The sequence below is a fragment of the Bradyrhizobium embrapense genome (assembly GCF_001189235.2).
GTDB lineage: Bacteria > Pseudomonadota > Alphaproteobacteria > Rhizobiales > Xanthobacteraceae > Bradyrhizobium > Bradyrhizobium embrapense.
Genome location: NZ_LFIP02000003.1, coordinates 133,327 through 147,258 on the forward strand (window position 1 = coordinate 133,327; position 13,932 = coordinate 147,258).

The window sequence follows — 13,932 nt, forward strand, 5'->3', positions numbered from 1 at the left end:
GGGCCTTGGAGTACCGAGTCGCAGCATCATCCACCTTCATCACCGTGCGTCGAAAAATGAGCAATTTCACTTGCTTCAACGCTAAGTCGTTGATTCTCCATATATATGGATAAAAACCCGGTTCCTCGAACTAGATCTTGTGGTTTCTCTTTTTGTTCCTACATTGAGGTTATGTGTCATTACTCGGGGACGAGAAATGCTCGCGCCTAACACTGCACCGATACTGGACGACCTTCTGCTCGACGTCGTGACGATCATCGAACTCAGCGACCATGACCGGGAGGTCGCAGAGAACCGATATCGCAGGCTGAAGCCCCACTTGGAGCGACCCATCAGCCCGCTTCGCGAGGCGCTGATGAACAGCGTCAGCATGTTGTACGCGCAGGGGTCGATGGCGATCGGGGCTACGATCGTCAGCGGGACTGACGAGGATCGGTTCGACGTCGATGCGCTGGTAGACATGACGACGCCGGCAGATTGGTCTGACGACGATGCCCTGAACCATCTGTTCGACGCCCTTCAGGGCTTCCCCGACGTGCGAAAGATCGTTCGGTGTACCCGCTGCGTGCAGATGCAGTTTGCCTTCATGCACATGGACGTAACCATTCTCGACGCCGCGAAGTTGCCGCGCCCTGAGCGAGTCGGGGAGATATTCCACAGCCCCGACACCGGGACCGGATATCGCGTGCCCTCTAACCCGTTCGGCTTCTCGAATTGGTTCCGCAATGAGGTGACGAAGCCGACATACGAGTTCGAGAAGTCGCTGCAGTCGCGCCGCCGCCTATACGGCGTCGATCGGTTGCAGCAGTCTCCCATCAAGGCGGAACTCGAGCAAGAGAATCTGCCCGATGTCATTCCGCCTCGCCTCGACTCGCAGCAGGTCTTGGCACTGAAGCTGATGAAACGGTTCCTGAACCTCAGGTACGAAAGGCGTAGCATCCGCAAGCCGCCGTCTATCTACCTGACCAAGCTGGCGGTCACCTGCGGCTACGAGCCGGCTGGTCTGACCGCGCAGCTCGAGCGCTTGGCCGCCAAAGTGAAGGTCGAAATGGACGCAGCTCTCGCGGCGAACTCGGGTCCCGACGAGCGGAATCCCAGCTATACACCGGATCGGCTGAATGATCGCTGGCCCAGCGTCCAGGCTGATCGCAAGACTCTGAGTGACGACATGGACTATCTCATCAATGCGCTCAGGATTGCCCGCACGGCTGAGATGAAGGACATCGCAGCAATCTTCGATACGCTGTTCGGCGAGAGAGTCAGCCGTCGCACGATGGAGACGTTCGCGAAGCGCCTCGACAAGAGTTCTGGCCGAGAGACCTTCCGATACGAGCGCGGGAGCGGGACAATCATCCCCGTCACCGCCTCTGCCGCTGCCGCCGTGGCCAGCACGGCCGTTGCCGCTCCTTCGCATCGCTTTCACGTCGAGGAGTAATGCGGGGGCTCTCGTGTCATCAGAAGCCCCGGACCGTGGGCGCTCAGAACGCGCGCATGGCCGGGCGCTGGCCCGAGTTCAGGCTAAGGGTCTTCAACAAAGACCTCGTGGCGTGGGATGGTCCGATACGCGGAGCGCAGAAGTGGTATCGAGTGCGCGTCCTTTGGCTGGTCGACGGCTCCTACAAGCCATATGTCGTTCTCCGCGATCCACCTCTGCGGCCCCAAGACGGCGGCACATTCGAGCAGATTCCGCACCTTCTATTTGACGGCGACAATCCCGCGAACTCTGGTCTTTGCCTCTTTGACCCCGACGGCGGCGAATGGTCGAATAGATTGTTGATCGCCGATACCACGATTCCATGGGCGGCGGAGTGGCTGCTGTACTACGAGCTGTGGCATCTTACGGGCGAGTGGCGAGGAGGCGGAGTTGGTCACGAGAGCATCGCCGAGGCGCGGGCAGCCAGCATTTACCGACAGGCGAGCCCACTCGCTGAAGGAGCGACGCAAGAGGCTCCCTTGGCCGAAAGAAAAGCCGTTCAGAATTCTGTCACTTGATGGGGGCGGTATCCGCGGGATTTATGCGGCGACCATTCTGTCGCTGATCGAGAAAGAGATCACCGACGGCGAGCCGATTGCCGACTATTTCGATACCATCGCCGGCACGTCCACCGGCGGCATAATCGCGCTGGGGCTCGGGCTCAAGAAACCTGCTGCAGCGATCGAGAAGCTGTACGTCGAGGATGGTCACCTCGTCTTCCCTGAGTGGTGGAGAAGGCGACCCCTACGTCGGCTCCTCCGACAGCTTCGCGCTTCGCTGCACGACCACACTGAGCTGGAGCGTCTACTCTACGAGACGTTCCGTGACGAGACGATCGGCGACTCCTTCACGAGGCTCGTGATACCGGCCTTTCTGGGGCCGAAGACGCAGATCGCGGTGCTCAAGACCGACCATCATGAGGACTTCAAGAGGGACTACGCGATGGCGGCCTGGGAGGCTGCGCGCGCCACCTCTGCTGCGCCGACGTTTTTTCAGGGGCATTCCGCCGCCGACGACTACGTCTTTCTTGACGGTGGCATCTGGTCGAATAATCCAATCATGGCGGCGGTAGTCGATACCCTCTCCGCCTACGATGTGACACGCGAGCAGATCGAAATCTTCTCGATCGGCACCGGCAATGCTCCGTACGACATCGGCTCGTTTGCACTGCGCGGAGGTCTGTTTCAGTGGCGAGAGATCATCAAGGGCGCGATGTTCCTTACGACTGACAATGCGCAGGCTCAGGCTTGCCTGCTGCTCGGACCAGAGAATATTCTGCGATTGGAGCCGAAGGGAGCAGCGGCAGAGATCGACCTCAACGACTGGAGTGGCGCAAAGAATGTGCTTCCGTCCTTGGGGAAGTCGGACTACGAGTCCAATAGGACGCGCATCGCATCATTATTCGTCGAGAAGGTCGCTCCCCGTCACCGGTTCTACACTTCGGTCAAGTAGTTCCTCGTTGGCGTCCGCTGCGTCAAGGGCGCGCTATTGGTCATTGTCAGGATTTCGGCGCGCGCCACCAAAGCTGCAGGCTCAGACGAGATGAAGGAACCATTTCGTCATCATTCCTTTGGGACGTTCGTAAGGAAGATTTCCCAATCGTAATATTGCGCGTCATGGGGATAAGCGCGCCTCTGTCCACGCGCCGACATTTCTTCGCCGCTGCTCCAGCGATAGTACGATGATGACAATGTAGTAGGCGAGTGGTAGTTCTTACAAAATTGCGCCGCAAGGTTGTATCCATAATATGGTTTGCTTGCCGGGAGCAAGTATGGGGAAGCCAGAAGAACCCTACATCCGGATAATTGTCGAAACTTACCGCGAGATCGGGAGTGGATTGCACGGCGATTTGCATGTCCGTCCGATCGCTGGACAGGGAATCTCTCGGGATCTCCGAGTTAGGTTTCCGAAAGCGCTTAGACGTGCGCATGCGCTTGGTACGCACTTTCTAGTGTACGCGAAGCTAACCGATAGGGAGGGGGGCAACGAATTCGTCCACACGAACCACGCTTGGGATGTGGAGGTGCTCGGACTGCCGGGAACCTACGAGATGAAAAGTTAGTGAAGGACGTTCGGCTATCCGATACGCCGGAAGAAAGAATTTGGTGGCACGGCATCGGACGACTTGCCCGCAGAGGTCTCAATAAAAGCCGCTGAGCAACTATTCGAGAGTCAACCGGCGATACAAAACTTCGATAGTCTCAGAGAAGTTCGGGTAATCGATAGAGCAGGCGCCGGGCTGTTGGCCAGCCTGCGTTGACGAAGATATCAAGGCAGGAGATTAGGCTCTCGCGCCGATCGGAGCTGACAAAGATGCCGCGGTGGTCGGCCAGATATGTCCCTACGATCGTCACAAACCGATTGACCGCCATCGGCTCGAACTCGTAACCATGCCGTGGACCGCCCGTGAGAAGCGCATGCGCGATGAGATCGAAGACGGTCTCAGGATCGGCAGGCCGAAGAAAATCCAATAGCTCGATGAGGTAGTAAATCGTATGGGGGACGGCAACATCGCCAAGACGTCGGATGATCGGTGTTGCATCGCGCAGGAATGCTCGCTTGGGCTCGATGCCGGCCAGGGGAACGTCTTCGCTGGCCTGCGCCGCTGCGCCCGATGAGAAGTAGAGCTGGTCGCCAATCTGATCGATGAGACGTGCACAGGCGCGCACGCGTTTGCTGTCTGGTTCCGTGAGTTCGGCGCCGCCCTTGGTATAAAATGCTTCGAGACAAGACGCCGCGCGCGCCACGATTTCAGCTGCAAGCGCCAGGAAATGCGCTCGGAGCTTGACCTCGATGGTTTTGCGCGATTGGTAGCCGCTGGTGATATGACCACGCATGCTCGCAACGACACGCCCGAGCTCGGCATCATAGGTCTCCGGTTCGGCAAGCCATGCCTGGATTAGGCTGTGGGCACGCGGCCGGTCGTACCGGGTCCACAGAAACGTGACTACGCTGGCAATCCCCTCGACCATGCTATCGCCATGCACGTCCTCTTCATTTCCGGCGCGCGGGTGAAGCTTCAATGCGAGATCTTCGACGCGCTCCACGTCATGGTGAATTGCCCAGCAGAGGAAGCCGGTAAGGGCGTTGAGGACAGCCTTGTCGGTGGCGCACTCAACATATTGCTCAGCAATCCGCCAGAGATCCGCTCTCCTAAATTCCCAAAGACACCCGAAATGGTTGGCGAACTCGTAGCGAACACCGGCGTTCGGGTCGTTGGAGAAGGGCTCGACGGCAGGGAATACATTATCTGCGAACAGCTGCGAGATCGTGCAAAGGCGCAAGGCTGCATCGGTGGCTGAGGCGCGCGGCCCGCGATCGATGGACTTGCCCGGCACGGCTTCCGGGCGGGGATTGGTCAGCATCGGCGATACCAGCGACCACAATCGAGCCGCCATCATGGGGCTTTTCCTCAATGTGTCCTGCTCGCGCGCGAGCTTCGGAAGCACGTAACCAAGCTGATCCTCCGCGTGCTCGGTGATGCGCAGCGCGACGCCGTCGGTGCCGGCGCTGTGGATGGCGGCCGCCACGGCCTCAGCCGCCGCAAGCCGGTTCTGGAGGTCGCCGCTTCCTACATCCATGATTTCGATGAGGCGAAGGATCTTCGCATTGGCTGGCGCCTTTGCGTCGACGCCTTCCGGGAGCCAGTAGTAGGGCTCGACCGGCAAACTCCTCATTTCGAATTCGTAGGTTCGGCGATTATCGGTCGAGATGTTCTGGGCCGTAGCCGCCACGATAAACCGACGGGCTTGCTCCGTGGCAAGGTGGGCCGAGCCAATGGCGCCAAAGAGACGGCCAAGAAATACTAGCTGCGCGCGTTCGGGATTCTTAAAGTTCTGGTACGTGACGCCGCAGATTCTCTCTTCAAATCGGAGTCGTTCCGAATGATCGATCAGAGGGTAGACCGCGGCGACGACGTCGATGGCGTCCTTGGCCGTATCTGACGACCGCAGAATCGGCGTCGAGCTCGCATAGGGCCAAAGAATCCTGCCAAGTACTGCCGCTCGCCCGGCACCGACGAGAAACAGGCGCGACCAGAGCACGAGCGGCTTTGCATGGCGAATGACATATTGCGTAAGCGCTCGAGCATCGTCATCGCTCGCCGTTTCAAGGCGTGTCTTGAAGGCCAAGAGCATACCGCCTGCATTGTCCGCATGCGCGTGGCGATCGTTGGGATCGGATGCCCAGATGTGGCTGTCATCCTCGATTAACGCCAACGTAACACCGGCAGTCGGGACTTCGATAGTGCGAACGTCTCCGTATTTTTGTCGAGCGTAGCCTGCAAGCGCGGCACTAATGGCGCGGATAGCCGTTTCCGGCTGCGCTTTCAGGAAGCGCGGCACGACCTCCTTCAACTCCCATTTCGCGTGGTCGTAATCCTGTCGCCTGTTGCTGGTTAGGGCGAGGATCTGGCTTGAGCCTATTGACGTCGCGCTGTCATCGCTCACGTTGTAGCCGAAGACCACCCCAAATATCTCAACCAGGAAGTCGGGATCAGCATCCAGAAGCAACTTAGCCTGACGTGCCAGAGCCGGTATGTCCTCATGCGCATGGGACTCAAGGCGCCCGGCCGCAAGCGTCTTCGCCAAGAGGGCGCGCGACGCCGCCGTGTCCGAACGATAGCTTTGCACGACCAGCTCGATCGCGATAGGCAGCAAGGTCACGGCGGCGGGACGATCGAGGGCATACGCAAAAAGCGCGCGTGCCGCGAGGCCGAAATCGGCCTGAATGGCGGGGTCTGTGAGACGATCACTGAACCGCGTAAGCAAGGTGCGGAGCGGCCACGCGAGCCCCTCAAGATCGCTGCTTATGCGCGCGGCAAGATGACACCATGCAGCATTCACGACTAGAAGCCCGTCATCAACGCGCACAATGATTGAGCCCACCACATGTGCGAAGGCGACGCTTGCCGTTTTCCGGCTGGCATCGTTCTGCAAAAGTAAGAGGAATCCTTGCAAATCATCCTTATGCCGGGGCTGCTCCGATGCTATGCGGGCTGCAATGCTGCGCGCCACTGGGTCGACGCTGGTGCCTCCGGCGAATTGAGAGACGGCCGCCCAGAAGGCCTCGCGGGCGGGGTCGTCGGTCTCCCAAAGCGCTTGCAATGCAAAACCAATAGCAGGCGCCAGCATGAGCGACAAGCTGCGGTCATTGCGCAGGCGGTCGACGGTTGCCGCAACATCCAACGGGTCGATGAAGAGGCGGCTCGCCGCGTAATCGAACAAGATGTGGTGCCGGAAGCCGATCAATCGCACATCGGACAACTGCATCACGACGCCATCCTTCTGAACGGCGTCGAAGGCGTCGGGGTCCGGCGCTGCTGCCGTTGTGCGCCGTGCCCGCAAGGTTCGATCGGTGACCATTTCGGCGACCGCTGCGCGGAGACAGAGCTCAGCGCCACTGCCGTGTTGTTCGACGCGCTTGCGCCAATAGAGCGCAAGCAGTGCGACCTGCGATGCGACGCTATGGAACGTCTCGGGCGTGGCGCCGTTCGTGATTAGCTCGGCAAGCAGCCGCGTGTTGAAGGGAACACGCGCTAGATCGCGCAGCTTCTCGCCGCCGCGCGTTATTGCCTGGTCCAGAGACGGCGCTTTGGCGCGCAACGCCGAAAATTCGGCATCGGTCCACGGGGGCACGGTGATGTGACGGATATCGAGAAAGTCTTTGCTCGCATAGGCCGCGGATGGCGGTTTCCCCTTGAACAAAGCACGGAAGTGTTCGCCCATCCGCAAATCGAACGAGCGAATGGAGGCAATCACTCTCCAGCGAGCCGAGGGATGCCTGACGACGGCGTCGATTAAGCTGCGAAAGACATGCTCGCCTGCGCCGCCTCGCGTGGCATCCAGCGCATCGATGAACAGAAATGCAGGTTTTGACCCCGGCCAATTTTCGAGGACGTCGACGATGCGGTGTTCGAGCCCAAGCTCGACGCGCATACCCTCCACCGAGGCAACCGGCAACTGATCGGCCGCAAGCTCAACGACATCGTATTTTTGTTCGCGGAGAGCAGCTGCCGCAGCGCTGATGACGGCACTTTTACCTGAGCCGGGCTCGCCAATAACAAGGAAAGAACCGTTTTGTGCGGCTTCCATCATCGCTTGCGTGACGTGCCGCGAGACGGTGATGTCAAGGCCGGAAACAGTCGTTTTTTCAAATTCCGCCAACCGACGGCTGGTCTCCGCGCTGAAGCGGGCCAGTTGCGCCACATCCACCTCGTAGCGCGGCGGCGCTTTGAGCGAGATGCCAAGAGCGGACAGAGCAGTGCGAAACTGCACGGGGCCGTCCCCGAGCCTGGCTTCCATCAGGTGCTGACAATGCTTTTCGATCGCAATGAAAGCATTGGCCCCTGTACTCGGTCGGGTGACGAGATGGCCGGCTCCGGCGATTGCTGCGGCACGGTCGGCGCCCGCCATGTCGAACGAAATCACAAAAACAAGGGGAAGGAGCACACGAAGGTCGCTCTCGCGGGCGGACGCCTTGGTGAAGGTCTTCCACTCCGCTTTTAGCGCTTTGACGAATGTCGTCAACGCGTCGCTCTGCGCCTTAGGCAAGGGCGCCGCGTATCGCGCGCGGCGGGCGTCCAATGCGCGAGCGAGGTCGCGGGTTACGCTGCCACTCGATGTCGGGCCTGCCGCCAGTAGCAAGCGATCTTTGGATGGATCCAGCGGCCGATCCCATCCATTCTTCCCGCGGCCCCTTTTGGCGCTATGCCAGAGGCGGATCATTTGCCCGGCGGTTTTCCGCAGGTCGCTGTCGGCCTTGGCGGAGAGCGTGACTCCGGTCTTGGCCTGGATAAAGATCCAGCCGCCGACATCGGTCTCGATCCCGCAATCGTCGACCGCCGCTTCACTTTCAAATCGTATCCCGCAAGCCTTTGCGTCGCCCAAGCCAAGGCGGTCATCCAAGACAGTCTCGGCGAGCATCTGGACTGCGAAAACGGCGCCAACGGAGGCTTGGAAGGTCACGCCTGCTGTCGTTGCATTGCCGCCAGCCCTTGCCAGGTCAGCAGACTCCTTCTTCGGACTTGCTTGGGACGCGGATTTGCGGCCCGGCAAGATCTGTCCCTTGCCTGGCTTGTTGGTGGTCTTCTTGGCAGGCCCCTTAGATGCCGTTTTTTTCTTGAGCGTCGTCCGTTTGGGCGGCGTGGCTCGCGTCTTACCCTTTGCCATGAGCCACGAATTTAGGTTACGGCGCGCCCGCCGCAAGCGAGCTCAAATCGGCAATACTTTCAAGGGTCTGACTAGTTCTTGGAGATGAGGTTGCCTTGGCCGCGGTGATTCGCTTCGGCAAAAGGCCGTCTTCTTGTCTCCGGCTTCGCTAGGCGTGCAGATGGAGAGCTGAGCGCCGGTCGGATGTTTCCTGTACTGGAATCGATATTCCGCTGCTGGGCAAACCGGAAATCCTTCGGCATGGCGTTGTGGGTGCGCTCATTCGGGCGGGCGCTTATGCGGATCGAGCTAGCGATCCGGCCAAGGATGAAAATGCCAGTCGACGAAAAGGCCGTCTCCCTGCATTTCGAGCCACAGCAGCTTGGGCGTTCGTACCGAAAGGCACCAATTGGCGGGAAATGCACCTAAGCCCTTCCTCATCTCCGTAACCTTTTGAAATCACACACAATGAACCCTCCCTCCGAGCGCACCATAAACCCACAACGGAGACACGTCGCCACAATGGACTTCACACTGGTCGAGCACCCGGCTCGGGAATTTGGCGAGGAGATCGCGCAAAGGTATTCGTTTAGCTCACAGACGACGGTCTGCATGATTACCGGAACAGGTCGGCTCTTTGAGGCGCCGTTTCAGTCGCTATAAGCGGTTTCTTGCCCCAAGGGGACATGGCTCGAGTTGATCTGACATCAAATTCAATCTCCACTTGGATATGGATGTGGTTATAGCGGTTGATCCGCCTTGGACTGACAAATTGGAATTTCGAGCTCTGTTGCTGAGCATGGCTACTGTCAAAATCTCGCTATCAGTTCCGCGGCAGCTTTAAGATCGGTTGTGTCAAACCCTTCTGTGAAGCGGTCGTAGATCGGCTGCAGAAACGCAATGGCTCGCTTGCGTTCTCCTTGACCGGCGAGGTTTCGGGCAAGGTCTGTTGCCGATCGCAATTCGAAGGAACCGGCACCCTGTGCCCGTGAAAGCCTAATCGCCTCCCTCCAGCAGCTTTCTGCGTCTTCATGTGCCTGGATCGATTGAAGGAGAACACCCTTCACACGCAGCAATTCCGGCAACTGGAACAGTTCGCCGCTTTCCTCGACGCGGCCGATCGTTTCATCGACAATCTCCAGGCCTGCGGCAGCCTGACTGAGCTGGGCCAAGCCCAGCGCGAGCTCCATGTTGAACTCGGTGGTGAGAAGTTCGTGACGAGCGGCATGGATCGGCTTGAGACCGGCGCGCAAATCATCGACGCCTTGCCGCACTTTGCCTTGATGGATAGCGAGTTCTGCCTTGCGACATCGTGCGATCGCCATCAGAGGACCCATAGCATTGGCTTCAGCCAACGTATAACAGCGGTCAATATAACGCTGGGTCGAATCGAGGTCGCCGCGCCAAAGTGAAACGGTAGCGGCGCCCGCCAGGACCAGCGCTAGAGCGGCCGAATGCCCAGTTGCCTCCGATAGCGCGACTGCCTGTCTGATGCGTTCAGCGGCCTGGTCGGGATATCCTTGCAGCCACAACGTCCGCGCCAGAGCTACGATAGACCGGTAATGCGGATCATAGCCAAGCAGGACCGAACTCTGCTGAGAGTTCAGGATCATTTCGGTTACAGCCTCAAGCTCAACTCGCGAGCCGCCTAGATCTCCCGAGAACTGCAAAGCCATACCGCGGGCGGAATGGGCCAACGCTTTAATCGCAACGTCATCGGTTCGTTCGCCGAGGCTGCGACATCTCTCAGCATACTCAAGCAGTAGCTTGAAGTGCCCGCTGCGACCATGGAAAATGTACTGCATGTTGAGTAGGCCAGCTTCATAGAGCGTATCCCCGTTTGATTCCGCGATTGCCAGGCTCCGATTGAGAGCGTCGTTGACCGCATCCGTCTCGCCGTACATCTGGGACGATGAAACGCCCAAACCTGCCTGAAGTCGCATTTCGTCCGAGCTACCAACCGTCTCCGCGTTGAGCGCCACAAGTCCGCGTTGCGACCAGCGGTGACACTCGGGAAGCAATGACATTGCCAAAAATACTTCCGCCGCCGCAGCGGCAAGCCTGATTCCAATCCGCGGATCGCCGTCTTCGCCGAAAGACCATTCTAGCGCAGCGCGCACATTATTCATTTTGGAAAAATGGTGAGTTCGTTCCTGCCCACTCGAGAACGTCGACCAATCACGCCCTCGTCGTTCCAGCCATTCGATGCAATAGTTGGCATGCCTTGTGGCGAGCTCTTTTGCCTGAGCGTCATCGATTTGGACGTCAAGCGCATACGCGCGCGTGGTGTCCAGAAGACGATAGCTCATGACAGTACCGATCGGGCGCGTCGCGACCATCGACTTGCTAATCAGGCTGTCGATGGTGTTGAGAATGTCCTCTCGGCTAACGTCTTGCCCGCAGACCGCGGTCACGGCATCGAGCGTGAAATGCCCTACGAACACGGCAAGACGACGAAGGATAGCCCGCTCCAGGTCGGAGAGCAGGCTATAGCTCCAATCTATCGTGGCGTGGAGTGTCCTCTGCCGCGGCGGCGCGCTTCTTGGTCCGAGCCAAGAGAGCGCCAGCCGCTGATCCAGCAGTTCCGCGGTGCCATGCACACCGTAAGTCTCCACCCGCCGGGCCGCGAGTTCAATCGCAAGAGCAACGCCATCGAGCCTGCGACACATGTTTGCAACGACAGGCGCCTCGTCGTCGCTGAAATGCAACTGTGCTCCGCTGGCGCGTGCACGTTCGACAAAGAGTTGCACTGCTGGAAACGTCCGGGCCACTTCCGCAGTAAGCCCCGTGCCCTCAGGGGGGTAGGCGAGCGCGTCGAGCCGATAGACATGCTCCCCATCGGCCTGCAGCGCCTCTCTGCTTGTCGCCAGAAGATGGACTTTCGGCGCAGACCCAAAAATCGAAGATGCGAAAGCTGCAACCGACTCCACGAGGTGCTCACAGGTATCAAAGATCAGCAAAATTCGTTTATCTCGTAGAAAGGCAGCGATACTGGGCGCCGCATTTTCGGACTGCACCGACAAGCCCAGCAGGGAAGCAACGATGATTCCTACCAGCCCGGGATCGCTCACCATGCTCAAATCTACGAAAACTACGGCTCCATCGAAGCTTTCCATCAACTGATGACCGACTGCGATCGCGAGCGTCGTCTTGCCGACACCGCCTGCTCCCACGATTGTGACGAAGCGCGACGTGCGTAGTCGAGCGGGGATTTCATCGATTTCAACCTCGCGGTCGATCATCGGCAGGCGTATCGGCAGATTTGCGTGCCGGAACGGCGCCGGACCTGCTATCCCCATGTTCTGGGTGGGCGACCGCGAGATCTCCGCAACGAACGAATAGCCGCGTCCAGATGAATTCACGATATAGCGTTGGCCATTGCTGCCGTCGCCGAGCGCCTTGCGCAGATTCGCCATGTGAAATCGGAGGCTGCCTTCCTCAACAACGAGGCCAGGCCAGACCTGCCGCAACAGATCGGCTTTGCTGATCAGTTCGTTGGGACGCGACACAAGCGCGACCAGGAGATCGTAAGCCCGACCACGGAGTTCGACGCGTTCACCGTTCTTAGTCAGGAGGCGCTCGGCGGGTATCAGGCTGAACGGACCGAACGCGATGATCTCCTTATGCTGTTCTGTCGGCATTGAAAATCATTGTTCTTGGCGATTGGCGTCACGTCGACAGTTCAGACGGGCGGTCTGCAGTCCGATGCCATCGTTATATCCGATGCCCGTACCGAATTGTAGCGCACACTGCAGTGCACTCGCCATTTCAAATTACTCATTAGTGCCAATTGGTTATGAGATCGCCAGCGGCTGTCCCGGCCGCGGCGGCCGCCCTTGGGAAAGCGCATCCCAGCCCGCCGCGCTGGCGACAGCTAACGATCGCTAACAATCCATAACGAGCTAATCCCGGAGATCTGGCCCAGTGTTTTTACGGGGCGAGCGACGCAACCGGTCGGGTCGCCAACAACGATCAGGGAGATGCAAGATGACGAACCAGTCCGAAAACGAGCGTATGAACCCCGACCGCCGTCAATTGCTCGGCGCCGTTGCCATGAGCGCGATCGTCGTCGGGGTATCCGGCTTACTCCCCTCGCAGGCGGCTTCCGCGGCGGCAGACGCGGCAATTCGGCCCTTCCGCATCAATATCCCCGAACACGATCTCGTCGATCTTCGGCGCCGTCTGGCAGCGACCAAGTGGCCGGACAGGGAGACCGTCCAGGACCAATCGCAAGGCGTGCAACTGGCGACGATCCAGCGGCTTGTGCACTACTGGCGAGACTATGACTGGCGCAAGGTTGAGGCGCGCTTGAATGCCTTGCCGCAGTTCACCACCAGAATCGACGGCGTCGATATCCACTTCATCCACGTGCGCTCGAAGCATGAGAATGCGCTCCCCCTCATCATCACCCACGGCTGGCCCGGTTCGATCATCGAACAATTGAAGGTCATCGATCCACTGACGAACCCCACCGCGCATGGTGCCAGCGCGTCCGACGCATTCGATCTCGTGATCCCGTCGCTGCCCGGTCACGGCTTTTCGGGCAAGCCGACCGAACTCGGCTGGGACCCGATCCGCATCGCTCGTGCCTGGATCATGCTGATGAAGCGCCTTGGATACACCCAGTTCGTTGCCCAGGGCGGAGACTGGGGCAACGCCGTTACCGAGCAGATGGCGCTGCTGGCGCCGCCGGAACTGATCGGCATTCACACCAACATGCCGGCCACTGTCCCCGCCGAAGTCGAAAACGCGCTCCACGGCGGCCCGGCGGTGTCGGGCCTCTCGGACGACGAGAAACACGCCTATGACCAACTCGATTACTTCTACAAGCATGGGCTGGGCTACGCCCAGGAAATGGCGGGGCGGCCGCAGACGCTCTATGGGCTCGCGGATTCTCCTGCCGGCCTCGCCGCCTGGATGTTGGATCATGACGCGCGGAGCCTCGCGCTCATCTCACGCGTGCTCGATGGAAAATCGGAAGGCCTGACCCGGGACGACATCCTCGACAACGTGTCGCTCTACTGGCTGACGAACACGGCCGTATCATCGGCGCGGCTGTACTGGGAAAGCAAGCTTCCGTTCTTCGCTCCGAAGCATGTCGCCATTCCCGTAGCCGTCAGCGCGTTTCCCGAAGAGCTCTACCAGGCTCCGCGAAGCTGGGCCGAGCGCGCCTATCCCAAGCTTGTCCACTACAACAAGCTCGACAAGGGCGGGCACTTTGCCGCCTGGGAGCAGCCGAAGTTGTTCTCGGACGAAGTCCGGGCCGGCTTCCGGTCGCTGCGCAAGTCGAGCTGACGCATCCAGGCACAT

Annotated in this window: 6 protein-coding genes; 4 read left to right on the forward strand and 2 right to left on the reverse strand. The window is 59.5% G+C overall.

The genetic code is table 11. The annotated features are described in order from the left end of the window. Window positions 1-196 precede the first annotated feature (196 nt). From AKN83_RS14775 to AKN83_RS14780, 3 genes are read left to right on the forward strand one after another with little or no spacing between them, the layout of a single operon-like run. Window positions 197-1,435, forward strand: a complete 1,239-nt coding sequence (locus tag AKN83_RS14775; protein ID WP_050401023.1) for a nucleotidyltransferase domain-containing protein — start codon at window positions 197-199, stop codon at window positions 1,433-1,435. Between the two features lie 56 nt (window positions 1,436-1,491). After that, window positions 1,492-1,992, forward strand: a complete 501-nt coding sequence (locus AKN83_RS42250) for a type II CBASS E2 protein (protein ID WP_488226120.1) — start codon at window positions 1,492-1,494, stop codon at window positions 1,990-1,992. After that, a complete protein-coding gene (locus AKN83_RS14780; RefSeq protein WP_063695412.1) occupies window positions 1,928-2,926 on the forward strand; it encodes a CBASS cGAMP-activated phospholipase in 999 nt (332 codons plus the stop codon). The genes AKN83_RS42250 and AKN83_RS14780 overlap by 65 nt, the downstream gene beginning before the upstream one ends. A gap of 749 nt (window positions 2,927-3,675) precedes the next feature. Here AKN83_RS14780 and AKN83_RS14790 read toward each other — a convergent pair. Beyond that, window positions 3,676-8,643: an NACHT domain-containing protein gene (locus tag AKN83_RS14790; RefSeq protein ID WP_063695350.1), complete on the reverse strand. Its 4,968-nt coding sequence runs from the start codon at window positions 8,641-8,643 to the stop codon at window positions 3,676-3,678. Between the two features lie 788 nt (window positions 8,644-9,431). Further along, window positions 9,432-12,263: an ATP-binding protein gene (locus tag AKN83_RS14800; protein WP_050401019.1), complete on the reverse strand. Its 2,832-nt coding sequence runs from the start codon at window positions 12,261-12,263 to the stop codon at window positions 9,432-9,434. 346 nt (window positions 12,264-12,609) lie between these two features. Between AKN83_RS14800 and AKN83_RS14805 the strand changes: the two genes are divergently transcribed. Then, window positions 12,610-13,917 carry an epoxide hydrolase family protein gene (locus AKN83_RS14805; RefSeq protein WP_050401018.1) on the forward strand — a complete coding sequence of 436 codons (1,308 nt, stop codon included), beginning with the start codon at window positions 12,610-12,612 and terminating at the stop codon, window positions 13,915-13,917. Window positions 13,918-13,932 lie beyond the last annotated feature (15 nt).